Below are 26,332 nucleotides of genomic sequence, written 5' to 3' on the forward strand. Positions count from 1 at the left end.
CCTGATAAGCCCTTCTATTCTGCCGCAAATATATATGGATACAGAGGCTGTCTGCCGTTATGGATTTCAACCTCGATATCTTCACAGACGCTTGCAATATACTCAGCAAGTTTCTCAGCTTCTTCTTCCGGCGCGTCCTCTCCGTACAGGATGGTGACGATTTCATCTTCTTCCCCGATCATTTCATCCAGCAGCAATTTCGCCGCACTCATCCGATCTTCGGCGCTGCCGATAATTGAACTGTTTAAAATGCCGATAAAATCACCTTTTTTAATATCTTTGCCGTCAATATGGGTGTCTCTGACTGAATATGTCACCTGTCCGCTTTTCACATTCCGGATGGCCTCAAGCATATTGGCTTCATTTACATCAGCCGGCTGGTCAGGGTTAAACGCAAGCAGGGCGGTCATGCCTTGAGGGACCGTTTTTGCCGGAATGACAATGACATTTTCTTCAGCCACGCTCGCCGCCTGATTGGCAGCCATCACAATATTGGAATTGTTCGGAAGAATGAAAACCGTCTCCGCATTGACAGACTGAACGGCTTCAACAATATCTTCCGTGCTCGGATTCATTGTCTGGCCGCCTTCGATTACGTGTGAAGCGCCGATGCTCGTAAACAATTCAGAAATGCCCTCTCCCATTGCCACAGTCACGATGCCAAAAGGCTTCCGGGCTTCTTTCATAACGCCGGCCGGCTTTTTTTCATCATGTTCTTGGCTGATGATTGAAGTATGCTGTTCCCTCATGTTTTCAATTTTAATTTTAATCAAATCGCCGTAACGCTGTGCGAGATTGAGTACGTTCCCTGGTTCTTCGGCATGAATATGGACTTTCGCCAGCGTATCATCAGCCACGACCAGCAATGAATCGCCGAAACGGCTCAGTTCGTTTCTGAACGTCTCTTCCTTGAACGTCCGTTTATCTTGATCCAGCCTTACCATCACTTCCGTACAAAATCCGAATTCAATATCTTCTGTACTCAGCATGCTCTGCGCACTTTTATGATGCTCGGCATTCACCATATCATCGAGTGCCGGAAGAACCGCTTTTTTCGGTACGGCCTCTCCTTTTAAAGCAGACAAAAAGCCTTCATATACACAAAGCAGACCTTTTCCGCCGCTGTCAACGACACCGACGTCCTTTAAAACAGGAAGCAGATCCGGCGTGCGGTTCAGCGACGCTTCCGCTTCTTCAATAACGGCCTCCATGAGAGCAATGATATCGGTTTCTTCTTTAGCCGAGGCGACCGCTTTTTTAGCCGCATCCTTGGCCACGGTTAAAATCGTTCCTTCAACCGGTTTCATGACCGCCTTATATGCCATATCCACTCCCGCTTGGAGTGCTGCGGCAAATTCTTGGGCGTCTATTTGGTTTTTGTTTTCAATGCTCTTTGTGAAACCTCTGAACAATTGGGACAAGATCACCCCTGAGTTTCCTCTCGCCCCCATAAGCAGGCCTTTTGACAGGGCGATGCCGACTTTGCCGATGTCGGGTGAGTCAATGTGCTCTACCTCTCTTGCACCGGATGACATCGATAAATTCATATTTGTTCCGGTATCGCCGTCAGGCACGGGAAACACGTTCAGCGCATCCACCGCGGATGCGTTTTGAGACAATGTCTCAGCCCCCGCCAGAATCATTGTCGCAAAAGCTCTCCCATCTAAGTTTCGTCTAGACAATACTCATCCTCCTCACTACGGGTTCGTTACTCGTACGCCTTGGACATAAATATTTACAGAATCAACTGCAAGTCCGATTGTTTGATTTACTGTGTATTTTACCTTCGTCTGAACATTGTGGGCTACTTCGGATATTTTAGTGCCGTAGCTGACAATAATGTACATGTCGATATGTATTTGTTCGGCTTCCTGACGGACATGTACGCCTTTTGCGAAGTTCTCTCTCCGGAGGATTTCAGACAAACCGTCTTTAATCTGGTTTTTTGAGGCCATCCCCACTATTCCGTAACAATCAATGGCAGCGCCTCCGGCAACCATTGCGATGACTTCGTTGGATATATCAATCTGTCCGTATTTTGTCTTCATTTCAATGGACACACAGGTTCCTCCTTCAGGTGCATAGAGTTATCATTATTCTACTATATGTATCCCATTATGAAAAGAAAAGATACAGACAGCGGCCTTCAGCGCGGAAATGTGATTGGTTTTACATGTCAAGTGATTTTTCTTGAAAGTAAGGGAAACAATAGTTGCAAACGGTTTTTAGCTGTGGTAAATTATTTAAAGTATTGTATAACGAAAGCATCTGAGACACTATGTTTAAAAAGATGTTTCGCGCAGTTAGGAGGGAAACAAATGGCACGTAAATGTTTTATTACAGGTAAAAAAACAAAAGCCGGAAACAACCGTTCTCACGCAATGAACGCTTCTAAGCGTACTTGGGGCGCCAACCTTCAAAAGGTCCGCATCCTCGTTGACGGCAAACCTAAAAAAGTGTATGTATCTGCCCGGGCTTTAAAATCCGGTAAAGTTGAGCGTGTATAAGCAAAAATGAACGCCTGCCCTTTTATGCGGCAGGCGTTTTTTATGCGTTCAAAGAGGGCAATTTCAGCTTCTTGGGCTTACTCTTTTCTAAATGAGCCCAGCATCGCCCGGACAATTCCTCCTAAAAACTTCGGCAATTTAATGGTATAAAATTTCATTTTGTCCCCTCCTATAAGTCCCGTATCCGCTGCGTTCATCACTTTAGGATTCATGGTTTTTTCCGCATATGGCAGAAGCCGCTTTTCTAATCCGCGCTCCTTACCATTATTAATATGCCTTTTGCAAACGAAAAAGTACCTCGTGAATGAATGAGTTCGTTACTAATACATAGTGTGGAACCCAGAGGAATATGACAATTATCAAGGGGATATTTAAAACCGTCGAGCGTCAGGCCGTCTGCCGCTTCCGTAAACGGAATGAAAGAAATATAGCGTCTGCTTGCTTTTTCTTCAATTGTATAACGGCCGGGCCCGAACATCTGAATGTCATTCTGCCGGTCGATCAGCTCGACATCGGTATTCTTATGTAAAGCTTTATACAGCAGCTGGATGTTCCCTAAAAAGTGATCGGCTCTTCCGCCCGTCACACCGAATATCCGAATGGTCTTCGGTTCTAGTTGCAAAGCCCAGTCAAGGGCGAGTTCAAGATCGGTATAATCTTTTTCCGCCTGATATACATGGAGGGCCGGCGCCGCTTTTTGAATCTGCATGAGCTCCTCTTCCGTAATGCTGTCAAAATCACCGAAAGCTTCCTGCGGAATGATTCCGGCCTCCAAAAGAGCAACCGTCCCTTTATCGACTCCGACCCATGTCGTATCTCCGTCTGTGTATTCGGATAGATCGGGAATAAGCTCCCGCGGGCCGCCCGCAACAATATTGATTGTCTTCATATGTTTTCCTCTCTCTTAGACGCGAAAAGAGCCGGCGGCTTTCACCGGGCTCTTTTTCAGCATGTTTATTACGCGTTTCGGATGTCAGCGATGGCTTTTTTCCGATCCGGCTGATTATATACGGCAGATCCGGCAACAAGCAGATTAGCGCCCGCTTCAGCGCATAAAGGGGCTGTTTCTTTATTAACGCCTCCGTCCACCTCGATTAAAAGCTCAGACAGGCCTTTCTCCTCAGCCAGCTGTTTGACCTGACGGATTTTCGGCAGAACCGAATGAATGAAGCGCTGTCCGCCAAAACCGGGGTTAACCGTCATTAACAGCACAAGGTCAAGCTCCTCGATCACATGTTCAATCATGTGGACGGGCGTATGCGGATTGAGCACAACTCCCGCTTTTACCCCCTGCTCTTTTATCAATTGAATGGTCCGGTGAAGATGCGGACACGCTTCAGCATGAACGGAAAGGATGTCCGCACCGGCTTTTGCGAATGCCGGGATGTAGCGGTCCGGATTTTCAATCATAAGATGGACATCCAGCGGCAGATCAGTCACCGGACGGACGGCTTCAACGATAAGCGGCCCGATTGTAATGTTAGGAACGAAATGGCCATCCATGACATCAATATGGATATAGTCCGCCCCTCCTTTTTCCACGTCTTTAATTTCCTCGCCCAGTGAAGCAAAATCGGCGGAAAGAATTGATGGCGCAACCTTAATCATATTAATACCTCGGCTTTCTCTCTTTTATTTCCTGCATAAATTCTTTGTAATGCTCATAGCGGTACGGCTGAATCTCTCCTTCTTCCACCGCTTGCTTTACCGCGCATTTCGGCTCCTTAAGATGCAGACAGCCTCTGAATTTGCAAGAGGCGCTTATTTCTCTGATCTCAGGGAACGTGCTGCCCAGCTCTTCTTCCTCAATGCCGGTAAATTCAAGCGAACTGAACCCCGGAGTATCCGCCACCAGACCGCCTGATGTATGAATGAGCTCCACATGGCGCGTCGTATGTTTTCCGCGTCCCAAATGTGCGGAAATCTCGTTTGTTTTCAGCTCAAGCTCCGGGCTGATCGCATTTAAAAGCGAAGATTTTCCGACTCCCGACTGACCGGCAAACACCGTTGTTTTGTTCTCGAAGTGTTTCACAATGCCTGTTAAACCGCTGTTTTCTTTTGATGACGTCACATATACGTCATAACCGATTGCCTGATAGTCTTTCACGTAAGAAAGTATCGCCTCTTTCGATTCCCCGTCTGCAGCTAAGTCCATTTTGGTTATGCAGATGATCGGGTGAATGCCGTTGGCTTCCACAAGGACGAGAAAACGGTCCAATAAAGACGTGCTGAACGCCGGCTGAACGGCAGAAAAGACAAGAACGGCCTGATCGACATTTGAAATCGGCGGCCTGATCAGCTCGTTTGTTCGTTCTTTGATTTCCAGCAGGTAGCCTTCTTTATCATTTTCAGCCTGATAAACGGCATAATCGCCGACCAGGGGCGTTATTTTATTTTTTCTGAAAATGCCCCGGCCCCTGCATTGAATGATCTTGTCCTGTGATTCATCTAAGACATAATAGAATCCGCTTAACGCTTTTATAATTTTGCCCTCAGGCATAGGGTCCCTCCTTGTCAGTCATTATCTTTCGGGTATTCAATCGTTTTGTAGCTGACGACTTTATGATCGACCATCACTTGATAATACCCCTTCTGTCCCTGATCAATTTTCAGTTCAATTGTTTTTTCAGTCGGCTCTTTTATTTTAAATGAGTCATACGTATCAGAGATGCTGTGGTCCTTATCATCAATGGCGATTTGCACTTCAAGCTCGTCCCCTTCATGTTCGGGTTCGTAAGGAATGCTGATTTTTTCTTTTACCGTTTTCGCCGGTTTTTCTTCAGGTCCGAGCGAGAACGTCACTTCAACATTACTTCCCGGCTTAACCGCAGTACCGGCTGACGGCTCTTGTTTCATGACTTGTCCTTCCGGTACGTCATCTGAATGGGCTTGTTTTTCAACAAGCTGCAGGCCGTTATCTTCAAGATACCCTGAAGCCGCTTCTTTGCTGTAAGTCTTTAAGTCCCTCAGCGTAACGTCCGCCGGGCCAAGGCTGACCGTTAGATTGACTTCATCGTCGCTTGCGACCATGTCGGTGCCGGCTGACGGGTTCTGATCAATTACGGTGCCGGCCTCGCTGTCATCGTTCTCTTCTTTGACATTGACATGTTTGAAGCCTTTTTCCTTCAGCGCTTTTTTTGCGTCGCCGATCTGCCGCCCTTTCACGTCAATCAGCTGGGTTTTCGGTTTTCCGATGCTTTTGTACAGTTTTACAGAAGAGCCTTCTTTAACGGTAGACCCCGCTTTTGGGTCCGTTTTGACCATTAATTCCTCTTCTATTTTTTCATCTTCAATGTCCGTTATATCAGGATCCGCCCGGAGCCCATTCTTTTCAAGCAGGGCTTCCGCTTTTTCGTACTTCATGCCCCGTACGTCGGGGACGCTTACATCTTTAGGCATAAATAAAGACGGAAACACGGTGACCGCAAGAACAGCCGCCATAATGAAAATGAAACAGACGGCCAGCAAAACCCACGGCCATTTCCGTTTTTTCTTTTTGGCGGGCTGCTGTTCCTTATCGTCCGTCTCCCCCGGCGTTTCCGCCTGAGGCGCGGCTTTTGCGCCGTCAGTAATAACGGGAATGGCTTTTGTCATTTCCTCATCATCCTGCACGGAAAATTTTTGTTCATTCAGCCTGCCGGCGTCAAAAGCCGTTCTGATGTCCGCTTCCATGTCCTCGGCGCTTTCATAGCGGTGAAACGGGTCTTTAGCGGTTGCCTTTAAAATAATGTTTTCAACGCTCTGCGGAATGGAGGGGTTCCACTTTCTGGCGGAAGGCGTTTCTGTTTGCAGATGCTTTAGCGCTATGCTGACGGCTGATTCTCCGTCAAAAGGAATTTTACCTGTTAAAAGCTCAAACAGCACGATGCCGAGCGCGTAAATATCTGATTTTTTCGTTGCCAGACCGCCTCTCGCCTGCTCCGGAGACAAATAATGAACCGAGCCCAGCACAGAATTCGTATGTGTGATTGTCGTAGACGTAAGCGCTGTGGCGATGCCGAAATCCGTCACCTTGATATGCCCTAAATGATCTATCAATATATTGTGCGGTTTAATATCCCGGTGCACGATATGGTTTTGATGGGCATGGGCGATGGCCGAGACGATCTGCTCCATAATGGACAGCGCTTCTTTCGGATGGAGCGGCCCGTGTGCGTTTATGTATTCCTTTAATGTCATGCCTTCCACATATTCCATGACAATGTAATAAATATCGCCTTCCTCCCCGATATCGTAAATACTGACGATATTCGGATGATCGAGGCTTGATGCCGACTGTGCTTCTCTTCTGAAACGCCTGATAAAATCAATGTCATTCACAAAGTCAAACCGCAGAATTTTAATTGCGACTTCACGTTCGAGAATGATGTCCTCAGCTAAAAAAACGTTTGCCATTCCGCCGCCGCCAATGGGCCGGAGGATATGATAACGCCCGCTGATCCGCTTGCCGGTTAGCACTTGTCTTCACCCTCTTTTGCATCTGCGGAAAACTCAATCAACACAGCCGTGATGTTATCTTCGCCGCCGTTTTGATTCGCTTTGCTGATGAGAAGGTCGACTTTTTCCTGAGGATCAGATTCGGCTTGAAGCATTTGTTTGATCTCGTGATCTTCTATTTTATTTGACAGTCCGTCAGAGCATAAAAGCAGCTGATCGCCGTCAGACAGTTCAAAAGAACGGGCGTCGGGACTGATGGTTTCATCTGTCCCCAGCGCTCTCGTCAATACATTTTTCCGCGGATGGTGCTCGGCGTCCTCTTTCGAAATTTCTCCCGTCTTGACCAGCTCATTCACAAGCGAATGGTCTTCAGTCAGCTGAGTGAAATCCCCCTCTTGAAGCAGGTAGCACCGGCTGTCTCCGATATGAGCCACAGTGACAAACTTCCCGGTGAATAAGGCGCAAACAACAGTGGTGCCCATTCCCCGGCATTCTTCATTCGCTTTAGCGTGGTCATGTACTTTGAGATTCGCCTCATGAATCCGGTCTTTCAGCCAATCCTCGCAAGCAGACGGCAGAGAAGGAACCGTTTCGGTCCGGTTCCACTGCTCTTCCATCGCCGCAACCGCCATCCTGCTCGCTACATCTCCGGCAAGATGACCGCCCATGCCGTCGGCGACAACCGCAAGCACCGCGTCTTCTTTTGTGAAAATGCCCGCCGCATCTTCATTATGCCGGCGGACTTTACCTGTATCTGTTTTCAAGGCTGTAATCAACCTCTTCACCTCGTCTCGTCTTGACGCTCCTTCGCGCGAAGCTGACCGCAGGCCGCGTCAATGTCATGGCCTTGCTCTCTTCTGATCGTGACATTTACACCGCGGGATTTTAACGTTTTTTCAAATGCGAAAATCTGATCTCTCGGTGTGCGGACATAATCCCGTTCAGGCACATAGTTTACCGGAATTAAATTGACATGGCATTTCACGTCTTTTAACAGTTCTGCAAGCTCTTCTGCATGTTCGACCTGATCATTTACGCCGCCGAACAGCCCGTATTCAAAGCTGATCCGTCTGCCTGTTTTCTCGATGTAATATTTGACAGCCTCCATAAGGTCAGGAAGCTTATAGGCTTTGTTAATCGGCATCAGACGGCTTCTGATTTCCGTATTCGGAGCATGCAGAGAAATCGCGAAATTGATCTGCATTTTTTGATCGGCGAAATCGTAAATCTTCGGAATGATTCCGCTGGTGGAAACTGTGATATGACGCGCTCCGATGTTCAGGCCTTTATCGTGGTTAATGATTTTTAAGAAAGCGAGCATTTCATTGAAATTATCAAACGGCTCTCCGATTCCCATGATGACGACTGAGCTGACGCGTTCATCCGTTTCATCAAGCGCCTTTTGTACTTTCACGACTTGAGCGACGATTTCTCCCGCTTCAAGATTCCGTTTCAGTCCGCCGAGCGTTGACGCGCAAAATGTGCAGCCGATCCGGCAGCCGACCTGTGTCGTTACACATACAGAATTACCATACTCGTGTCTCATTAAAACCGTTTCGATCGTATAACCGTCATGAAGCTCAAATAAAAATTTCATCGTGCCGTCTTGAGATGTCTGTTTTACAGCCGTTTTCAGCGTTGTCAGCACAAAATTGCTCTCGAGTTTTTCACGCAGGCTTTTTGAGAGGTTTGTCATTTCATCAAATGAAGAAACCCGCTTTTCATAGAGCCATTCAAAAATCTGTGCCGCGCGGAACGGCTTTTCGCCATTCTCAGTCAGCCATTGTTTGATTTCATCTAATTCAAAAGAGTAAATGGACGGCTGCTCAGTCCGCAGCTCTTTCCGTACGCTTGTCTTTTTTAATTGTGTCATTTTTTATCCCTTCTTTCTCATGCTGCTAATAAAGAAACCGTCTGTTCCGAAATAATGCGGAAGAATTTGAAGGCTTCCATCCTGAACAAAGGGTCTCGCCTTTTCAGGCAGCCGCTTTTCAAGAGACAAATCGGGTTCAAACTCAGGGTGTTCTTGTATAAACGCATGCATAACTTCTTCATTTTCTGTCCGGTCCATTGTACACGTACTGTATACGAGTGTGCCACCTTTTTTTACTAATGGGGCGATTTCCCTTAAAATGCCGAGCTGGATTTCTGACAGCCGTCTGCTGTCCTCCGGCGTCTTCGTATATTTCATATCGGGTTTTCTTCTGATGACGCCGAAACCTGAGCAAGGGGCATCAACGAGAATACGGTCAAACCGTTCTGCGCCAAAGGCCTCTCCCGCTTTTCGCGCATCCATCGTTTGCGCGTCGATGATCGTAAGCCCGAGCCGTTCTGCGCCTTCTTTAATCAGCTTCACTTTATGGCGGTGAAGATCAAGCGATGTGAGGCTCCCCTCGTTCTCCATCAGTTCCGCAATGTGAGCCGACTTTCCGCCCGGTGCGGCGCATGCGTCTAAAACGGTTTCGCCCGGCTTCGGGTCCAGCGCCCGCGCGACAAGCATTGAGCTTTCATCCTGTATGGATACCCGGCCGTTTTGGAAAAATGCCGTGTTCGCGATGCTTCCTTTTAAAAGCTTAATCGCATCAGGAGAAAGGTCTCCGGCTTCCGCTTCCAGACCGGCATTCTCCATCTCATTCAGCACCGTTTCCCTGTCGCTCTTTATGTGATTGACACGGAGCGTCTGCTTCGGCGGAATGAGATGAATCCGGCAGATCTTTTCAGCCGCCTCAAAGCCGTACGCCTCGACCCACTCTTTTACGAGCCATTCGGGATGGCTTGTCTCTGTAGAAAGACGGAGAACCGGGTCTTCAATTTCAGCGAATGACGGCGCCCCTTCACGCTGCAGGGAGCGGAGGATGCCGTTGACAAAGGACGCAATGCCCTTATGCCCGCGTTTTTTGGCGATCTCAACCGCTTCATGAATGGCGGCGCGATCCGGTATTTTTTCTAAATACTCCATTTGATATGCGGACAGACGAAGCAGCTGAATCACCCACGGCTTCACCTTATTCGGCTTGCGGATAAAAGGCTTCAGCATATAGTCTAAGGCGATTTTATTTTGCAGCGTTCCGTAGACAAGCTCTGTCAGGAGTCCTCTGTCCTGATCGCTGAGCGTGTTCGTTTTGATAACCGATGTAAGAAGCAGGTTGCTGTATGCCTGATTTTGCTCAAGCTTCTCAAGCGCTTCAAGAGCGAGCTCCCGGACATTAATTTTCTTCATTTGCTTCTCCTAACACGTCACCGGGCTGCACATTTTTGCCCCTTACAAAATCTTCGCCCTTCATCCGTTTTTTTCCCGCCGGCTGCAGCTCTGTGATTAAAAGGGCGGTGCTGTTTCCTGCTGCGACGACAATGCCGTTGTGCTCCGTGCGGATGACTGTTCCGGGCGCAGCTTCAGTTTTTGCCGCAACTTTTTCAGAAGCCCATACTTTAATATTTTGACCGTTCAAAGTTGTATAGGCGACAGGCCAAGGGTTTAAACCTCTGATCTGGTTGTAAATCTCTTCTCCGGGCTTTGCCCAATCAATCCGCTCCTGCTCACGCTTAATGTTAGGCGCGTAAGTCGCTTTTGATTCGTCCTGTTTGATCGGTTTAATATTTCCGGAAATGACGTTCGGGACGGTCTCTGACAAAAGCTTTGCCCCCGCTATGCTTAATTTGTCGTGTAGCGTGCCGACGTTATCCGCTTCATCAATTTCCACTTCGATTTTAGAAATCATATCGCCCGCATCAAGCTTTTCAACCATATACATGATCGTCACGCCCGTTTTCTTCTTGCCTTGGAGAATCGAATAATGTATCGGCGCTCCGCCTCTTAATTCAGGCAATAGTGACGCGTGTACGTTGATACAGCCGTATTTCGGGCCGTCCAGCAGCTGCTTGGGCAGGATCTGTCCGAATGCCGCCGTAACAATCAGGTCCGGCTTCAGGCTGAGCACTTTTTCTATTTCTTCTTCGAGCCTTACTTTTTCGGGCTGAAGCACGGGAATGCCGTGACGTTCAGCTTCAGCCTTTACAGGAGGGGGCGTCATGATTTTTTTTCTGCCTTTCGGGCGGTCAGGCTGCGTAACGACACCAACCACTTCATACCCGTCTTCAATAAGCGTGCGCAGGACGGGAACTGAAAAGTCGGGCGTTCCCATAAAAACGATCCTTGTCATCCAATCATCCTTCCATTTCTGCCAGTTCTTCTTCAGTGTAGTAAGCCGTAATTTTTGATGTGAATAAAATGCCGTCTAAATGATCCATTTCATGCTGAACGGCTCTGGCCAAAAAACCCTCCGCTTCTAAAATAAACGGTTTTCCTTTACGATCGTGGGCTTTTACCTTTACGTAATCCGGGCGGGTGACATCGCCGTAAACCCCTGGAAAGCTTAAGCAGCCCTCGACTCCGGTCTGTTCACCGCTCTTTTCAAGAATAACCGGATTTACAAGGTCGATCCGGCCGCTTTCTTCACCGATGTCCACGACGGCCGCTCTTTTTAAAATGCCGATTTGCGGCGCGGCAAGGCCGACGCCATCCATTTCAAGCATCGTATCGTACATATCGTCAAGCAGTTTTTTTAATTTTTTATCAAACACTGTCACTTCATCGGCAGGTGTTTCCAGAACTTCCGCCGGGTGTGTGACGATTTTTTTCACAGCCAAAATTTTGCCCTCCAAAAACTAATGTTACATCAGCATGTACGGATTCATATCGATTGAAATCATTACATGCTTTTGCGCAATGTCGCGTTTATAGTGCTCCAGTATCTTTTTCAACTGAATCTGCAACTCGTTTTCCTGTCTGTATTTTATCACGCATTGATAGCGATATCTATCTTTGATCCTGGCGATCGGGGAAGCCGCCGGCCCGAGAATTTTCGTATCAGGCCCGCATCCCGCTCTTAAATAGTTTGTAATCTTTTCTGCGGTGACCGCGGCTTTTGGCGCTTCTTCATGAGAAACAGTCACCAGCGCCACGTAATAATAAGGCGGGTATGACTGGGCCCGTCTGTGCGCCATTTCCTGCTGAAAAAAAGTTTCATAGTCGTGCGTTTTCGTCAGCTGAATGCTGTAATGAGACGGTGTATACGTTTGAATGACCACCGTTCCCGGCTTTTCATGCCGCCCGGCCCGTCCGCTTACCTGTGTCAGCAGCTGGAATGTCTTCTCCGCGGCCCTGAAATCAGGGATGTGAAGCGTCGTATCTGCGCTTAATACTCCGACGAGCGTCACGTTCGGAAAATCAAGCCCTTTTGCGATCATTTGCGTACCGAGCAGGATATCCGCCTTCCCTTCACCGAACGCTGACAACAGTTTTTCATGGGCGCCTTTTCTTGAAGTGGTGTCCACATCCATCCTGATCACGCGCGCCTGAGGCAGCACTTTGGTAAGCTCCTCCTCCACACGCTGTGTGCCCGTGCCGAAAAAGCGGATATGTTCGCTGCCGCATTCCGGGCATGTTCCCGGGACAGGTTCCTCATGGCCGCAATAATGGCATTTCAGCCTTTGTCCGTAGCGGTGATAAGTCATTGAAATGTCGCAATGCGGACATTGCGGCACATAACCGCAGTCCCGGCACATCACAAACGAGGAATACCCCCGTTTATTCAGAAAAAGGACGGCCTGCTCTTTTTTTGCAAGCTTCTCTTCCAGCTGTTCCATCAGCTCTCTTGAAAACATTGATCTGTTGCCGTTTCTCAGTTCTTCTCTCATATCAACGAGAGAAACGTCAGGCATGAGCTGGCGATTTACGCGATGTTTTAACGGAAGCAGCTCATAAACGCCTTTTTTCGCCCGCGCAAATGATTCCAATGTCGGCGTGGCGCTCCCGAGGACGACCGGACAACTGTGATGCTCGGCCCGGCGGATGGCTACGTCCTTTGCATGATACCGCGGCATTTCCTCCTGCTTATAGGAAGATTCGTGCTCTTCATCAATAATGATCATGCCGAGATTTTCAAACGGGGCAAAGATGGCCGATCTGGCTCCGACGACAAGCCGGACTTCCTTGCGCTGAATCTTCCGCCATTCATCGTATTTTTCACCTGTGGATAATCCGCTGTGCATGACCGCAACCTGTGAGCCGAAGCGGCCTTTAAAACGGTTGACCATTTGCGGTGTCAACGAGATTTCCGGAACGAGCACGATGGCTTCTTGTCCTTTTGCCAGCACTTTTTCAATGGATTGCAGGTAAATTTCCGTTTTGCCGCTTCCCGTGACGCCGTGAAGCAGAAAGACGTGATGGACATGGTCGGCTACAGCTTGTTTAATCGGCTCAAAAGCGGCCCGCTGCTCTTCTGTAAGAGAGAGCGGCTCTGTTTTTTTGAACATTCTGTCCTGATAAGGATCGCGGTAAACCTCCTCAAAGCTTTCCGTAAGAAGCCCCTTTTTAAGAAGCGTTTTCAGCGTCGCTGAACTGGAATCGGTCTTTTTGCAAAGTTCGGCCGCGGAAATCTTTGCTCCCCCGCCGATAAAATAAGTAAGCACGGCGAGCTGTTTAGAAGCCTGCTTTGTCAATGAATCTGCGTGCCGGGCGAGTTCTTCTTTGTCTGCCCCCGCTTCGATCATGCGGATCATTTTTTTATTCGTTTTTTGGGCGACTTTATATGTGACATCAATGCTTCCTTTGCGCACGAATTTCTGAAGTGACGAAAGAATGCTTTCATCGGTAATATCCGAGTACAGAAGACTTTTGTGATTCCTGAAAAGCTGTTTGATGTCCGGTGTCAGCGCTTCTTCGTCAACGACTTTCAGCTCTTTCTCGTACTTCGCCTTCAGTGCGGCGGGCAGCATTGCCTGAAGCGCCGTGATTTTAAACGACAGCGTTTTGTCAGAAAGCCATGAAGACAGCTGCATCAGTTCCTCAGTCAGAACGGGCGTCAAATCAAGAAGCTTCTCGACTTCCTTCATTGAGCCGCCGTTTAATTCAGACGAATCTTTCAAACCGGTCACAAATCCTTGAAGCTTGCGCGGGCCAAACGGGACAATCACCCGCATGCCGACTTCGATCATCCCTTTTAAATGATCGGGAATTTTGTAATCAAAGGGTCTGTCAATGTTTTTGGAGCTGACATCGACAATGACTTCTGCTACATTCATACGGGTTTTCGGTCCTCGGCTTTCAAAGCGGTCATTTCCTTCAGCATTTCAAAGGAAACGTCAAGTTTAGACATAAGCGCAAGCTCCCGTTTTCTTCCGTCCCGGAAATAGAAGGTGACGACATTCGTATCTGTGCCAAATCCGGCTCCTTCTGCTTTCACATCATTCGCAACGATCATATCAAGGTTTTTCTGTTCGAGTTTTCTGCGCGCATAGTGTTCGACGTCTTGCGTTTCAGCCGCAAATCCGACCAGCAGCTGGTGTGTTTTCCGTTCGCCGAGTTCTTTCAGTATGTCTGCCGTACGGTTGAATTCGATCACGAGCGAACCGTCTTTCTTCTTCATTTTGTGATCAGAAACAGCCGCCGGCGTAAAATCGGCCACGGCCGCCGTCTTAATCACCATGTCGCATGAATCAAACACAGAAAGCACAGCTTCTCTCATATCGGCTGCCGATTGCACAGGAAGAAACTGATACAGCCCGACTGGCGGCTCTATTGACACCGGGCCTGAAATCAGCGTCACCCGCGCCCCGAGACGGACGGCGGCTTCAGCAGCGGCGTAGCCCATTTTGCCGGTGGATTTATTTGTGAAGAAGCGGACAGGGTCCACGGCTTCGCGCGTCGGACCGGCCGTAATGACAATATGTTTTCCTTTCAGCGGCGCTTCGTCTTCAGGCTCCTTAAAATGCTCTCTGACACGCTCAACAATAAGCTCCGGCTCCTCCAGCCTTCCTTTGCCGACATATCCGCATGCCAAATAGCCTTCACTCGGCTCGATAAAGCGGACCCCGTCCTGATAAAGCACAGAGATGTTCCGTTTCACCGCCGGATGATCATACATATGGACATTCATCGCAGGCGCCACCCAAACCGGGGCCTCAGCCGCCAGCACCGTCGTTGTGAGCATATCGTCAGCAATTCCGTTGGCAAGCTTTCCGATGATATTTGCCGTAGCGGGCGCGACAATAATTAAATCCGCCCAGTCAGCGGCATCAATATGAGAAATCACCTTCGGATTTTGTTCATTAAATGTATCTGTATACACTTCATTCCGGCTCAGCGCCTGAAATGTCAGCGGAGAAACAAACTCACGCGCGGAATCAGTCATAATCACTTTGACGTTTGCGCCGGCCTGAACCAGCTTGCTCGTGAGTGCGGAAGCTTTATAAACGGCAATTCCTCCGCTTACGCATAGCAAAATGTTTCGGTTTTTCATGAAGTCTTCTCCCCTTTATGAAAGCATTGGACAAATCCCAAACGGAAAAAAATAACAACCTATGTAGAGATAGGTTGCTACGTGTGCTTGTTATTCGCTGTCTTCTCTTTCAAACGAAAGCAGGCCCGCGTCAATTTCTTCTAAAGCTTTGCCTACATATTTGTGAGAAATGGTATGTTCAATCTGCTGGTCTTTTTTGATCTGCATTTCACGCGCGCGTCTTGCAGACACGGTCACCAGCGTATATTTAGAATCTAATTTATTCATTAAAGAGTCAATTGACGGATCTAACATAAGTTATTCTACCTCCAGCATTTTCTTATATCTCGGAGCGACGCGTTCACGTTTTAAGTGCTCGGCGAGAACGATTGCGTTAATCTTATCACAAGCCGTTTGGATATCGTCGTTTTCAACGACATAATCATACGCGTCCATCATTTCGATTTCAGCTTTTGCGGCATTCATTCTGTTTTCGATTAAATCGTCGGTTTCAGTCCCTCTTGTTACGATTCTGTTTTTCAGCTCAGAAAGACTCGGCGGCGCTAAGAAGATAAACAGGCCTTCCGGAAATGCATTCCGCACTTGGAGCGCGCCCTGCACTTCAATCTCTAAGAAGACGTCTTTTCCTTCTTGAAGCGTCTGTTCGACATAATCAACGGGCGTTCCGTAATAGTTGCCGACATATTCCGCCCACTCAAGCAGTTTGTTGTTTTCAATCATGCGTTCGAATTCATCTCTAGATTTAAAGAAATAATCGACGCCGTCGACCTCGCCCTCTCTCGGGTTTCTCGTCGTAACTGAAATTGAGTATTCAAATTTCGTGTCCTGTTGTGAAAATATTGCTTGCCGAACCGTTCCTTTTCCAACTCCGGAGGGACCTGAGAGAACGATTAATAACCCTCTTTCTTTCATGCGGCAATTACCCCTGCCCTTCATCCATAATTTCTTCTTTCACAGAAAGTCTGTGTGCAACTGTCTCAGGCTGGACGGCAGATAAGATAATGTGATCACTATCCATGACGACAACTGCACGGGTTCTTCGTCCGTATGTAGCGTCTATTAGCATTCCGCGGTCTCTTGCATCCTGGATCATTCGCTTTATTGGCGCAGACTCCGGGCTGACAATCGAAATCATCCGATTGGCGGAGATGATATTGCCAAATCCGATATTAATCAGTTTAATCGTCATCTTCTACGTTCCCCCTGTAAAATAGACGTCTCTAGTGTAACCTGAAGAGACCGTCTGTAAACAATACGCACAGTCGCTATTCTATATTTTGCACTTGTTCCTTCAATTTTTCAATAGAACTTTTCATTTCAACGACAAGCTTTGTGATTTGATGATCATTGGCTTTTGAGCCGATCGTGTTCGCTTCCCGGTTAAGCTCCTGAACAAGGAAATCAAGTTTGCGGCCGACTGCCCCGCCTTCTTTTAATATATCACGGAATTGAACAAAATGGCTCTTCAATCTGGTAATTTCTTCCGTGATATCAGAACGGTCGGCGAAAATGGCGCATTCCGTGATCAGCCTGCTTTCGTCGAGCGCGTCCTCCGTCCATTCCTTCATTCGGGCGTAAAGACGCTCGCGGTATTGAATAACAACGGCCGAAGCGCGCTCTTTTACCTGTTCGGACAGCGTCTCAAGCCGCTCAATGTGCAGAAAGCAGTCTTCCGCCAAAAGCCGGCCTTCTTTTTCCCTCATGTCACAAAGTTCCTTTACAGCCAGCTCAGCGGCTTCCCTGATGACTTCTTCAAGCTTGTCATCACGCATCTGTTCTTCGTGTATCTGCGCAATATGTTCAAATTTAAAGAAATCCATTGCATCGGGTTCTGCGGCCAGGCTGTAGCGCTCTTTCATGACGCGTGCGGCGCTCACATATTCATCAAGGAGCTCCCAATCGATGTTCAGGCTTCTTTTTATGAGCGCGTCACTGTTTACAGTGAGAAACAGCTCTACTCTTCCGCGCTGTATATGCTGCAATATCGTTTGTTTCAGCTTATCCTCTACATATAGCAAAGGCCGTGGCAGGCGGGCGTTCACTTCTTTGAACCGGTAATTGACGGATTTCAATTCAACGGTTGCCGAGAGATCGCCTTTTGTGCTGCTTGCGCTGCCGAAGCCTGTCATACTCCGTATCATATGAAACACCCAATTCTTTCCCGTTATCAAAATAAAAGGGCAATAGACATGCTATTACCCCTAAGATTATATCATATGGAATTATTTTTTTCTTGTCAAAAGTGAACCCGCCAGCAAAAAAGTAGGTATGCCCGACATACCGATAATCAGCATCCAATCGCCCGGCGTAATCGGCACTGTTTTGAAAATCGGCTGCAGCGGCGGATAATAGATGACGATGACCATCAGGAAGATAGAAGAAATGATGGCGCCGAGCAGATAGATATTTTCAAACGGATTCCGGGAGAAAACAGACGTTTCGCTCCGGCAGTCAAACACGTGTATAAGCTGAGCCAGGACAAGAGTCGCGAATGCAACGGTCTGTGCGTAGGGCAGATTTTCAGGATTGCGGTGATAGACGATGATAAACGCTAAAATGGTTGCGGCTCCGATTAAAAACCCTCTTGATACGACTTTCCAGCCCAGTTTTCTCGCAAACACTCCTTCTTTCGGATGCCGCGGCTTCCGCCTCATCAGATCTCCTTCCGGCTGATCCATACCGAGGGCCATCGCCGGCAGCCCGTCAGTGACTAAGTTCACCCACAATATCTGAATCGGAACGAGCGGCAGCGGCAGAGCGAGAAGCATCGCAAACAGCATCACTAAAATTTCACCGACGTTGGAGGCGAGCAAATACCGGACGAATTTTCTTATATTTTCATAGATATTCCGTCCCTCTTTTATGGCTGATTTAATCGTAGCAAAGTTATCATCTACCAGAATGAGAGAAGAGGCTTCCTTTGCCACATCCGTTCCCGTCACGCCCATGGCAACACCGATATCTGCCTGCTTTATGGCCGGCGCGTCATTAACCCCGTCTCCCGTCATGGCGACGACGTGTCCGTTTTCCTGGAACGCTTTGACGATTTTCAATTTATGTTCAGGCGACACGCGTGCGAAGACGTAGACATCATCGACCGTTTCGATAAGTTCTTTCTCCGTAAGCTCATTCAGCGTCTTCCCGTCCATCACACGCCCCTTTTTCGGAAGAAGACGCAAATCTTTCGCAATGGCCTTTGCCGTTTCGACGTGATCCCCTGTGATCATAACCGTTTTAATGCCGGCTTCACGGCATTCTTTAATCGCCTGTCTGACCTCCGGACGGGGCGGATCAATTATGCCTGACAAGCCGAGCATCGTCAGATTTTTTTCCGCCTGCTCCATTGTCGGCTTTTCTCCGAGCTTAAGCGGTTTATAAGCAATCGCGATCGTACGCAAAGCTTGCGACGCCAGCTCTTTCAGAACCGCTTCCGTTTCTGCTTTCTTTTCTCCTGAAAATGGCGCGCTTCTTGCGTCGTACATCAGATGTGACGAGCGGTCAATCAGCACATCGGGCGCTCCTTTAGTGATGACGAACTGCTTTTTTTCCTTATCCTCTACAATGACGGTCATCATTTTGCGGACGGAGTCAAACGGAAACTCGGCAACCACGCGGTATTGCCCGCTGAGCCAATCGTTTGAATAGCCGCCCTTTCTTGCAGCCGTCAGCAGCGCTCCTTCTGTCGGATCGCCGTCGAGTACATAATGGCCGTCTTTCAGTGCGATTTCGGATGTATTGCACAACGCGCCGAAAACCAGCATCTGTTCAAGAATCTTTTCATCTTTCGGCTTGATTTCCCGCTCACCTCGGGTGAAAACGCCCTCCGGCTCATAACCGATGCCTGACACTTTAAATGTTTTTCCCCCTGACCACATATGGGTGACGGTCATTTTGTTTTGTGTCAGCGTGCCGGTTTTATCAGAACAAATGACAGAGGCGCAGCCCAATGTTTCAACCGCCGGGAGCTTTCTGACAATTGATTTTTGTTTGATCATGCGCTGGACGCCGATTGATAATGCCACCGTAACAATGGCGGGGAGCCCTTCCGGAATCGCAGCGACGGCCAATGACACCCCGGCCAAAAACATGCTGTAAAGCTCATGTCCCTGTAAGACGCCGACTGCAACGACCAATACCGTTAAAAGGAGCGCGACGATAATTAAAATTTTGCCGAGCTCTTCAAGTCTTCGCTGCAGCGGTGTTGAAAGGCTGCCGGCGGATTCCAGCATATCGGCGATTTTCCCCATTGCCGTATTCATTCCTGTACCGACGACGACGCCGACACCGCTGCCGCGCGTTACGATCGTACCCATAAACGCCATATTGCTGATGTCGCCTAACGAAACATCCGGCTTTCTCAGTTTATCAGCTTGTTTAACCACCGGAATTGATTCCCCGGTCAGCGCCGATTCCTCAATTTCAAGGCTTTTCGCTTCAACGATCCGAACATCCGCACCAATCCGGTCGCCGCTTGAAAATTTCATGATATCGCCGGGAACGAGCTCCTTGGACTGAATTTTCTTCCAGCTCCCGTCCCGTAACGCTGACACATACGGCGTTGACAGCTCTTTTAATGCGTGTAAAGACTTTTCCGCACGCCGCTCTTGAAAAAAACCGAGAACCCCATTGACAAATACAATCGCCATAATCGCTACGGCATCTACATATTCGCCTAAAAACCCGGATATTAAGGTTGCCGCCAGCAGCACGAGCACCATAAAATCTTTAAATTGGGCGAAAAACACGGCGATCGCCGGTGTCCTCTTGCCCTCCTGAAGCTCGTTCGGTCCGTGCTTTTCAAGGCGTTTTTTCACCTCTTTTTCGGTCAACCCCTGTTTAATGGACGTATTTGTTGCTTTCAGCAAATCGGTTTGTCCCATTTCATGAAACTTCATTCTTCTCGTCCACTCCCCTGCCTCGCTTTAGAGATGTCACTCTGTAAACAAGCTTATTCTGACTCGTCCCTTTTCATGCTATAATTATCGAATGCAGGAAGAAGGAAAGGGTGTTTTATATGTCTTTTGATGGCATGTTTACATACGGAATGACACATGAATTAAACAGCCGGATCGCCGGAGGCCGGATCACGAGAGTCCATCAGCCTTTTAAGCACGATGTGATATTCCATATCCGCGCTAACGGAAAAAACCATAAATTATTATTATCGGCGCATCCGAGCTATTCACGGGTGCACATGACAAACCAGGCCTATGAAAATCCGAGCGAGCCGCCGATGTTTTGTATGCTGCTCAGAAAGCATATAGAAGGCGGATTTATTGAGAAAATAGAACAGGCCGGATTAGACCGGATTATGATATTCCGCATAAAAAGCAGAAATGAAATCGGCGACGAAACCGTCAGAACGCTGTATGTTGAAATTATGGGGCGGCACAGCAATATTATTCTGACTGACGGAGAAGGAGCCATCATCGACGGGCTGAAGCATTTATCTCCGTCGATGAACAGCTACCGGACCGTTCTGCCGGGCTATGATTACAAGCTTCCTCCCGCTCAGGAAAAAATTTCGCCGCTTGCCGCGGATGAAGAGGACGTTTTGCGTTATCTCAGTTTTCAGGAAGGACGGCTTGACCAGCAGATCGTCAGACACTTCTCCGGTGTTTCTCCGCTGTTTGCAAAAGAAGCCGTGCACAGAGCGGGTCTCGCTAACAAAATAACGCTGCCGAAGACGCTGATTGAAATGTTCCATGCCGTGAAAGATTGCAGGTTTACACCGAACATTACAACAGCCGGCGGAAAGGAATACTTTTATCTCCTGTCTCTCACACATGTAAACGGAGAGGAGCGCACCTTTCACTCTCTGAGTGAGCTGTTGGACCGGTTTTATTTCGGCAAGGCGGAACGCGACCGCGTCAAACAGCAGGCTCAGGATCTCGAGCGGTTTGTCGCAAATGAACGGAAAAAGAACGCCAATAAGATAAAAAAACTGGAAAAGACGCTCGACTACTCAGAGAATGCGAAGGAATTCCAGCTATACGGCGAACTGCTGACGGCGAATTTGTATATGCTGAAAAAAGGTGACAAAGAAGCGGAAGTCATCAATTATTATGATGAAGAAAGTAAGACAGTGACCATCCCTTTAAATCCGAACAAAACACCGTCAGAAAACGCGCAGATGTATTTTACAAAGTATCAAAAGGCGAAGAATTCCGTCGAGGTGGTAAAAGAACAGATCCGTCTGGCCGAGGAGGAAATCGCTTATTTCGATCAGCTGATCCAGCAGCTCTCCTCCGCCTCCACAAAGGATATTCACGAAATAAGGGAAGAGCTTGTGGAAGGCAAATATCTGCGACCGAAACAGCAGCGGGGACAGAAAAAACAGAAGCAGCACGTTCCTGTTTTGGAGCAATATGAATCTTCACGGGGATTGACGATTCTTGTCGGCAAAAACAATAAACAAAATGAGTACTTAACGACAAAAGCTGCCGCAAGGGATGATTTATGGTTCCACACGAAAGACATCCCGGGTTCCCACGTTGTGATTAAAAGCAGCGATCCGGATGAACAATCCATACTGGAGGCGGCTGCGATCGCCGCTTATTTTTCCAAAGCGAAAGATTCCGGCTCCGTTCCCGTTGATTATACAAAAATCAGACACGTGAAAAAGCCAAACGGAGCAAAGCCCGGATTTGTCACCTATGACAGCCAGCATACCGTATTTGTCACACCTGATGCCGACCTTGTCATACGGCTGAAAAAATAAACGCACCTCCAAGCTGAAATCCGCACTCAGCTTGGAGGTGTTTTTTATTACGTATAAACGGAGACGAAACTCTCCCAGCCGTCAGAACCGATCTTTACAGTATCTGATCAGTTTCCCGTCATGTCTGCCTGATCCGCCGGGGGCCGTCTGTGATTAAAGCGGTCACACCTTGATTTGGCGGCGGACACTGTCACCTTCCCTCGCCGCACCTGAGCACATACGGGCGGGTCTCTGACCTTTCCTTTGTATGCGGGCGGAATCCAGGCGGCATTGGGATCAGATATATATTCCGCATCACTTCGCAACCCTGACCGCTTGTCGGCATATACCATTCAAACTGCCCGCTTTCGTTTTGAATTGTTCACATTCGGGGACTGTGAGGACAGTATAAAAAACACCCTGCCTGATGACAGACAAGGTGTTTTTTATGGTCTTCTTCTTTTCTCAAATAATCGATCCACTTCTTCAGCCAAATCAGCAGTAATGAGAGGCTCTATGTCCTCAGCCAGTCTTTTCGTATGTGCCGGGCTTGCGCCGCTTGTTGATACGGATACTTGAATGCGCCCTTTGCGAATGATCTTCGGCATATACACGCTGCCCTGTTCAGCATCGCTTACACAATTGACCAGCTGCGTTTCAGAAGCGCTCGCGGCTATCTCCTGATTCACGCTGCGGTCATTTGTCGCGGCAATGATGAAAAAAGCGGGCGCGAGATCCTTCATTTCAATTTTACGGGAAACCCAGCGGATACGTCCTTCATCTGCCAGCTGTTTAATTTCAGGCAGGGCATCGGGACTGATTACAGTAATATCCGCGCCTTCCGGAAGCACCGTTTTGAGCCTTCTTAAGGCAACATTGCCTCCGCCCGCGATGATAATTCTTTTTCCGCTTAAATTAATGTGCAGAGGCAGCATACTGTCCCCCCTTAAAATCAAACTGACCGCCGGGGTTTCGAACAGCTTCTGACACACGGTTCAAAAACGCCTGCTTAATATGAGGGTGAAAACCTAAGTATGAAGCGAGATGAACATTTTGATTGATCGTTTGAAGCTTTTGAACTTCCCGTTCAATCTCAGTCATTAAAAGCCCGGTAAACAGAAGATATGGAACGATAAAAACGGGTGCTCCGTCATCCTCTTCAAGGCCGGCAAACACTTCTTTATAATGCGGGTCACATGCTGTTAAAAAACAAGGGATGACTTCTTTAACAGGTGTAATCGCCTCAAGTTTTCCGGCAATCTCACTGACTGCGTTTTTAACTGCCGGATCTGCGCTTCCTCTTCCGATCAGCACCACTTTCGCCTGCTCAATGGGCACTCCGGTATCTTCAATGCGATGATGCACCGCTTTTACGACTTCATCGTCCACTCCGATCGGAACACCATATGTCACTTTTATATCGGGATGCAGGGCCGCCGCACGGGCGATTTCAGCCGGAATGTCATGTTTTGCGTGGGCAGCGGTCAACAGCAGCAAAGGCACGGCCGCAATATGAGTGGCGCCTTGTCTGACACATGCTTCAAATCCCGCTTCAATAGACGGTTCCTGCAGTTCTAAAAAACAAATTTCCTGAATGGGAGCGTCAGCGTGCGGCATGCACCCTTTTAAAAACGCCGCCGACTCTGTCTGCGCTTTTTTCAGCCTGCTTCCGTGCCCGATGTATAAAATCGCCTGCTTCATTTACAACGCCTCGCTCAAATCCAGATTTTTCTGATCAGATGCATACCAGTCCAGTTTGCAGTGATAATTGACGACATCACCGATAACAATTAAGCTCGGGTTTTTGATTTCTTCTTTTATCACGGTGTCTGAAAGCGTGCCGACGGTGCAGACGACTGTTTTTTGCCTGTCCGTCGTTCCCCAATGAATAAAGGCTGCCGGGGTGCCGGCGTCTCTGCCGTTTTCCAGCAGCATTCTTTCAATCTGCCGGATATTTTTAATTCCCATATAAATCACCAGCGTATCAATGCCCGTCGCCAGCGCTTTCCATTTTTCTTCAAAGTCGTCTTCTTGTTTATAATGTCCCGTAACGAATGCGACATTGGAGCTCGCCTCTCTATGCGTCACGGGAATGCCGGCATAAGCAGCAGCCGCGATTCCTGATGTAATGCCGGGAACGATCTCAAACGGAATGGCGTTTTGCGCGAGAGCCTCCGCTTCTTCGCCTCCGCGGCCGAAAACAAACGGGTCGCCTCCCTTGAGCCTTACAACGGTTTTTCCTTTTTTCGCATACTTCACAAGGAAACGGTTGATCGTATCCTGTTTCATAATGTGAAAATCCGGGAGCTTGCCGCAGTAAATCAGATCCGCCTCTTCTCCGGCATACTGTAAAATCTCTTTGCTTACCAATCTGTCATATAATATAACGTCCGCTTTCTGTATGGCTTTCATTGCCTTCACCGTTAATAAGTCCGGATCTCCCGGACCGGCTCCAACGATAAATACTTTCCCCATAGCATGTCTCCCCGATCCGTTTTGAACTCTTCCCAGAACAGCCGCGAGGCCGCACTTCAGCTATTTTACCATATCCCGCCATTGCGGGGGATATCCGGCTGATTGCGCGGCCTTTTTGGACCTATTATGCTAAGCTGTTTTTCACAAAGTCAACCAGTCTTCCGGTGCATTCTTCGCGTTCACATTTGCCTGAATCAAGTACGAGCTCAGGCGCTTTCGGCTCTTCATACGGTGAGTCGATCCCCGTAAAGAACGGAATTTCACCATTTCTTGCTTTTTTATATAAACCTTTCGGATCGCGCTTTTCACATATATCGAGGTCGCATTTAACATAGATTTCATTAAATTCGCCCTCTGCCACAAGCTCTCTCACTTGATCTCTGTCCTCACGGAACGGAGAAATAAAAGCCGTGATGACGATGGTTCCCTGCTGAACGAAAAGCTTCGCCACTTCCCCGATGCGGCGTATATTTTCCTTGCGGTCATCATCGGAAAAACCTAAGTCCTTGTTTAAGCCGTGGCGGATGTTATCACCATCAAGCACGATGACTTGATAGCCTTGTTCAAACAGCTCGCGCGCTGCGGCGTTTGCAATCGTGGATTTCCCTGAACCGCTTAAGCCCGTCAGCCAGAGGATAGAGCTTTTATGCTTGTTTTTCTGCTGGTATTCTTCTTTCGTTATTGAGGCTTCATGCCACACGATATCACGATTTGTCACTCTATTTTCCTCCTTAAGAAACGCCTGCTTCTTCTTTCGTTTTCAGCCCTTTAATCAACACCTCGACAACTTCAGGACGGCTGAATTCCGCCGGCGGCATGACGCCGCTTCGCAGCATCTCTCTGACCTTTGTTCCTGACAGAATGACGTGGTCTTCTCTTTCATGCGGGCATGTTTTGGCCGTTCCCATGTTACCGCATTTCCGGCAGAAGAAGCTGTGCTCGAATTTCATCGGTGTAATCCCGAGTTCATCCGCTGTAAATTGATCAAACAGCTCTTGCGCTTCATATGTGCCGTAGTAATCACCGACGCCGGCATGATCGCGGCCGACGATGAAATGCGTGCAGCCGTAGTTTTTGCGGACAAGCGCGTGGAAAATGGCTTCTCTCGGCCCCGCATACCGCATAGCCGCCAAAAATACGCCGAGGAAAACGCGGTCTTTCGGATAATAATGATCGAGCAGCACCTGGTAGCTTTCCATTCTGACATCCGCCGGAATATCATCTGATTTTGTTTCACCGACGAGCGGGTTCAAAAACAGACCGTCTACCGTCTCAAGCGCGGTTTTTTGGATATATTCGTGGGCGCGGTGGACCGGATTTCTCGTTTGGAAACCGACAATGGTTTTCCAGCCCTTTTCTTCGAAGCTTCGTCTTGTATCGGCAGGTTCAAATGTAAACTCGGGAAACTGCTTTGACGCTTTTTTAATTAATGTGATCGGCCCGCCGACATACGTATCGCCGCGTGAAAATAATTTTTTCACGCCCGGATGCGCGGCATCATCGGTTTTATACACGTGAACGGCTTCTTTTTGTTTATCCGGCGTATAAATATCTTCGATGTCGACTACGCCGTATGTTTCTCCGCCGTAAGTCAATTTCACCGTGTCGCCGACGGCAAGCTCAGCCGCTTTTTCTGAATCGACCGGAAGCGTGATCGGCAGGGACCAGACAGCCCCGGATGCCAGACGCATATTTTCAACGACTGACACGTAATCTTTTTCTGTGAAAAATCCTTCAATCGGGCTGTACCCCCCGATCCCGATCAGCTCTAAATCAGCGAACGAAATCAAATCAAGCTCAATTTCTTTTTGGACGGATGTAAGATCATACTGCTCATTCACCCGATTAATTAATGTTCCTCCGTGCGGTGCTAAACTCATAATACATGATTCCTCCCAGTTAACAGATAAATA

26 protein-coding genes are annotated in these 26,332 nt (G+C 48.2%); 2 read left to right on the top strand and 24 right to left on the bottom strand.

What is annotated here, in order from left to right:
- Positions 1 to 14 precede the first annotated feature (14 nt).
- Entirely contained in the window at positions 15 to 1,682 is a 1,668-nt protein-coding gene (locus tag ACWHAR_RS06390; protein ID WP_032874869.1) for a DAK2 domain-containing protein, read from the bottom strand.
- A gap of 15 nt (positions 1,683 to 1,697) precedes the next feature.
- Positions 1,698 to 2,060, bottom strand: coding sequence for an Asp23/Gls24 family envelope stress response protein (locus tag ACWHAR_RS06395; protein WP_003154327.1), 363 nt, complete (start codon positions 2,058 to 2,060; stop codon positions 1,698 to 1,700).
- 258 nt (positions 2,061 to 2,318) lie between these two features.
- Here ACWHAR_RS06395 and rpmB point away from each other — a divergent pair, with 258 nt between their 5' ends.
- Positions 2,319 to 2,507: a 50S ribosomal protein L28 gene (rpmB, locus tag ACWHAR_RS06400; RefSeq protein WP_003154328.1), complete on the top strand. Its 189-nt coding sequence runs from the start codon at positions 2,319 to 2,321 to the stop codon at positions 2,505 to 2,507.
- A gap of 77 nt (positions 2,508 to 2,584) precedes the next feature.
- On the opposite strand, the gene spoVM is transcribed toward rpmB, so the two are convergent.
- The 17 genes from spoVM to ACWHAR_RS06485 form a co-directional block, all read right to left on the bottom strand.
- Positions 2,585 to 2,665, bottom strand: coding sequence for a stage V sporulation protein SpoVM (gene spoVM, locus ACWHAR_RS06405; protein ID WP_003154329.1), 81 nt, complete (start codon positions 2,663 to 2,665; stop codon positions 2,585 to 2,587).
- Positions 2,666 to 2,751: 86 nt separating this feature from the next.
- Entirely contained in the window at positions 2,752 to 3,396 is a 645-nt protein-coding gene (locus ACWHAR_RS06410) for a thiamine diphosphokinase (protein ID WP_032874867.1), read from the bottom strand.
- A 68-nt stretch (positions 3,397 to 3,464) separates the two neighbouring features.
- Positions 3,465 to 4,115 (bottom strand): ribulose-phosphate 3-epimerase, encoded by a 651-nt coding sequence (gene rpe, locus ACWHAR_RS06415; RefSeq protein WP_032874864.1) that lies wholly within the window; start codon positions 4,113 to 4,115, stop codon positions 3,465 to 3,467.
- A 1-nt stretch (position 4,116) separates the two neighbouring features.
- The gene (gene rsgA / locus ACWHAR_RS06420) at positions 4,117 to 5,007 is read right to left on the bottom strand and encodes a ribosome small subunit-dependent GTPase A (RefSeq protein WP_007409752.1); all 891 of its coding nucleotides are present in this window, start codon (positions 5,005 to 5,007) and stop codon (positions 4,117 to 4,119) included.
- Positions 5,008 to 5,021: 14 nt separating this feature from the next.
- A complete protein-coding gene (gene pknB, locus ACWHAR_RS06425; RefSeq protein ID WP_007611349.1) occupies positions 5,022 to 6,965 on the bottom strand; it encodes a Stk1 family PASTA domain-containing Ser/Thr kinase in 1,944 nt (647 codons plus the stop codon).
- On the bottom strand, positions 6,959 to 7,720 hold the full coding sequence (locus ACWHAR_RS06430) for a Stp1/IreP family PP2C-type Ser/Thr phosphatase (protein WP_032874862.1): 762 nt from the start codon (positions 7,718 to 7,720) through the stop codon (positions 6,959 to 6,961). The genes pknB and ACWHAR_RS06430 overlap by 7 nt, the downstream gene beginning before the upstream one ends.
- A gap of 5 nt (positions 7,721 to 7,725) precedes the next feature.
- Entirely contained in the window at positions 7,726 to 8,817 is a 1,092-nt protein-coding gene (gene rlmN, locus ACWHAR_RS06435) for a 23S rRNA (adenine(2503)-C(2))-methyltransferase RlmN (protein ID WP_003154339.1), read from the bottom strand.
- Positions 8,818 to 8,820: 3 nt separating this feature from the next.
- The gene (rsmB, locus tag ACWHAR_RS06440; protein WP_003154341.1) at positions 8,821 to 10,164 is read right to left on the bottom strand and encodes a 16S rRNA (cytosine(967)-C(5))-methyltransferase RsmB; all 1,344 of its coding nucleotides are present in this window, start codon (positions 10,162 to 10,164) and stop codon (positions 8,821 to 8,823) included.
- Positions 10,151 to 11,104, bottom strand: coding sequence for a methionyl-tRNA formyltransferase (gene fmt / locus ACWHAR_RS06445; RefSeq protein WP_032874861.1), 954 nt, complete (start codon positions 11,102 to 11,104; stop codon positions 10,151 to 10,153). The genes rsmB and fmt overlap by 14 nt, the downstream gene beginning before the upstream one ends.
- A gap of 4 nt (positions 11,105 to 11,108) precedes the next feature.
- Complete coding sequence (def, locus tag ACWHAR_RS06450) at positions 11,109 to 11,591, bottom strand: peptide deformylase (protein ID WP_029325903.1); 483 nt, start codon at positions 11,589 to 11,591, stop codon at positions 11,109 to 11,111.
- A gap of 24 nt (positions 11,592 to 11,615) precedes the next feature.
- Complete coding sequence (gene priA / locus ACWHAR_RS06455; protein ID WP_032874859.1) at positions 11,616 to 14,027, bottom strand: primosomal protein N'; 2,412 nt, start codon at positions 14,025 to 14,027, stop codon at positions 11,616 to 11,618.
- Positions 14,024 to 15,244, bottom strand: coding sequence for a bifunctional phosphopantothenoylcysteine decarboxylase/phosphopantothenate--cysteine ligase CoaBC (gene coaBC / locus ACWHAR_RS06460; protein WP_032874857.1), 1,221 nt, complete (start codon positions 15,242 to 15,244; stop codon positions 14,024 to 14,026). The genes priA and coaBC overlap by 4 nt, the downstream gene beginning before the upstream one ends.
- 90 nt (positions 15,245 to 15,334) lie before the next feature.
- Positions 15,335 to 15,538: a DNA-directed RNA polymerase subunit omega gene (gene rpoZ, locus ACWHAR_RS06465; RefSeq protein ID WP_003154346.1), complete on the bottom strand. Its 204-nt coding sequence runs from the start codon at positions 15,536 to 15,538 to the stop codon at positions 15,335 to 15,337.
- 3 nt (positions 15,539 to 15,541) lie between these two features.
- Positions 15,542 to 16,156 carry a guanylate kinase gene (gmk, locus tag ACWHAR_RS06470; protein ID WP_003154347.1) on the bottom strand — a complete coding sequence of 205 codons (615 nt, stop codon included), beginning with the start codon at positions 16,154 to 16,156 and terminating at the stop codon, positions 15,542 to 15,544.
- Positions 16,157 to 16,163: 7 nt separating this feature from the next.
- Positions 16,164 to 16,433, bottom strand: coding sequence for an extracellular matrix/biofilm regulator RemA (remA, locus tag ACWHAR_RS06475; RefSeq protein ID WP_003154355.1), 270 nt, complete (start codon positions 16,431 to 16,433; stop codon positions 16,164 to 16,166).
- 76 nt (positions 16,434 to 16,509) lie between these two features.
- A complete protein-coding gene (locus tag ACWHAR_RS06480) occupies positions 16,510 to 17,385 on the bottom strand; it encodes a YicC/YloC family endoribonuclease (RefSeq protein WP_014417740.1) in 876 nt (291 codons plus the stop codon).
- Between the two features lie 81 nt (positions 17,386 to 17,466).
- A complete protein-coding gene (locus tag ACWHAR_RS06485; RefSeq protein WP_032874856.1) occupies positions 17,467 to 20,139 on the bottom strand; it encodes a calcium-translocating P-type ATPase, SERCA-type in 2,673 nt (890 codons plus the stop codon).
- Positions 20,140 to 20,258: 119 nt separating this feature from the next.
- Between ACWHAR_RS06485 and ACWHAR_RS06490 the strand changes: the two genes are divergently transcribed.
- A complete protein-coding gene (locus ACWHAR_RS06490) occupies positions 20,259 to 21,965 on the top strand; it encodes an Rqc2 family fibronectin-binding protein (protein WP_031378752.1) in 1,707 nt (568 codons plus the stop codon).
- Positions 21,966 to 22,390: 425 nt separating this feature from the next.
- On the opposite strand, the gene ACWHAR_RS06495 is transcribed toward ACWHAR_RS06490, so the two are convergent.
- From ACWHAR_RS06495 to sat, 5 genes are all read right to left on the bottom strand, one after another.
- A complete protein-coding gene (locus ACWHAR_RS06495; RefSeq protein ID WP_015239834.1) occupies positions 22,391 to 22,879 on the bottom strand; it encodes a precorrin-2 dehydrogenase/sirohydrochlorin ferrochelatase family protein in 489 nt (162 codons plus the stop codon).
- Entirely contained in the window at positions 22,860 to 23,645 is a 786-nt protein-coding gene (locus tag ACWHAR_RS06500; RefSeq protein ID WP_032874854.1) for a sirohydrochlorin chelatase, read from the bottom strand. Before ACWHAR_RS06500 ends, ACWHAR_RS06495 begins: the two co-directional genes overlap by 20 nt.
- The gene (gene cobA / locus ACWHAR_RS06505) at positions 23,646 to 24,419 is read right to left on the bottom strand and encodes a uroporphyrinogen-III C-methyltransferase (RefSeq protein ID WP_015417441.1); all 774 of its coding nucleotides are present in this window, start codon (positions 24,417 to 24,419) and stop codon (positions 23,646 to 23,648) included. It abuts the gene before it with no gap.
- Between the two features lie 124 nt (positions 24,420 to 24,543).
- Positions 24,544 to 25,137: an adenylyl-sulfate kinase gene (gene cysC, locus ACWHAR_RS06510; RefSeq protein WP_007611313.1), complete on the bottom strand. Its 594-nt coding sequence runs from the start codon at positions 25,135 to 25,137 to the stop codon at positions 24,544 to 24,546.
- Between the two features lie 13 nt (positions 25,138 to 25,150).
- The gene (sat, locus tag ACWHAR_RS06515; RefSeq protein ID WP_032874852.1) at positions 25,151 to 26,299 is read right to left on the bottom strand and encodes a sulfate adenylyltransferase; all 1,149 of its coding nucleotides are present in this window, start codon (positions 26,297 to 26,299) and stop codon (positions 25,151 to 25,153) included.
- Positions 26,300 to 26,332: the final 33 nt, after the last annotated feature.

It is taken from the genome of Bacillus sp. LR--39 (assembly GCF_053613335.1).

Coding starts and splice junctions, on each gene's coding strand:
- rpmB (WP_003154328.1), top strand. CDS start 2,319: ATGGCACGTAAATGTTTTATTACAGGTAAAAAAACAAAAGCCGGAAAC.
- spoVM (WP_003154329.1), bottom strand. CDS start 2,665: ATGAAATTTTATACCATTAAATTGCCGAAGTTTTTAGGAGGAATTGTC.
- ACWHAR_RS06410 (WP_032874867.1), bottom strand. CDS start 3,396: ATGAAGACAATCAATATTGTTGCGGGCGGCCCGCGGGAGCTTATTCCC.
- rpe (WP_032874864.1), bottom strand. CDS start 4,115: ATGATTAAGGTTGCGCCATCAATTCTTTCCGCCGATTTTGCTTCACTG.
- rsgA (WP_007409752.1), bottom strand. CDS start 5,007: ATGCCTGAGGGCAAAATTATAAAAGCGTTAAGCGGATTCTATTATGTC.
- rlmN (WP_003154339.1), bottom strand. CDS start 8,817: ATGACACAATTAAAAAAGACAAGCGTACGGAAAGAGCTGCGGACTGAG.
- rsmB (WP_003154341.1), bottom strand. CDS start 10,164: ATGAAGAAAATTAATGTCCGGGAGCTCGCTCTTGAAGCGCTTGAGAAG.
- fmt (WP_032874861.1), bottom strand. CDS start 11,104: ATGACAAGGATCGTTTTTATGGGAACGCCCGACTTTTCAGTTCCCGTC.
- priA (WP_032874859.1), bottom strand. CDS start 14,027: ATGAATGTAGCAGAAGTCATTGTCGATGTCAGCTCCAAAAACATTGAC.
- coaBC (WP_032874857.1), bottom strand. CDS start 15,244: ATGAAAAACCGAAACATTTTGCTATGCGTAAGCGGAGGAATTGCCGTT.
- rpoZ (WP_003154346.1), bottom strand. CDS start 15,538: ATGTTAGATCCGTCAATTGACTCTTTAATGAATAAATTAGATTCTAAA.
- gmk (WP_003154347.1), bottom strand. CDS start 16,156: ATGAAAGAAAGAGGGTTATTAATCGTTCTCTCAGGTCCCTCCGGAGTT.
- remA (WP_003154355.1), bottom strand. CDS start 16,433: ATGACGATTAAACTGATTAATATCGGATTTGGCAATATCATCTCCGCC.
- ACWHAR_RS06480 (WP_014417740.1), bottom strand. CDS start 17,385: ATGATACGGAGTATGACAGGCTTCGGCAGCGCAAGCAGCACAAAAGGC.
- ACWHAR_RS06485 (WP_032874856.1), bottom strand. CDS start 20,139: ATGAAGTTTCATGAAATGGGACAAACCGATTTGCTGAAAGCAACAAAT.
- ACWHAR_RS06490 (WP_031378752.1), top strand. CDS start 20,259: ATGTCTTTTGATGGCATGTTTACATACGGAATGACACATGAATTAAAC.
- ACWHAR_RS06495 (WP_015239834.1), bottom strand. CDS start 22,879: ATGCTGCCTCTGCACATTAATTTAAGCGGAAAAAGAATTATCATCGCG.
- ACWHAR_RS06500 (WP_032874854.1), bottom strand. CDS start 23,645: ATGAAGCAGGCGATTTTATACATCGGGCACGGAAGCAGGCTGAAAAAA.
- cobA (WP_015417441.1), bottom strand. CDS start 24,419: ATGGGGAAAGTATTTATCGTTGGAGCCGGTCCGGGAGATCCGGACTTA.
- sat (WP_032874852.1), bottom strand. CDS start 26,299: ATGAGTTTAGCACCGCACGGAGGAACATTAATTAATCGGGTGAATGAG.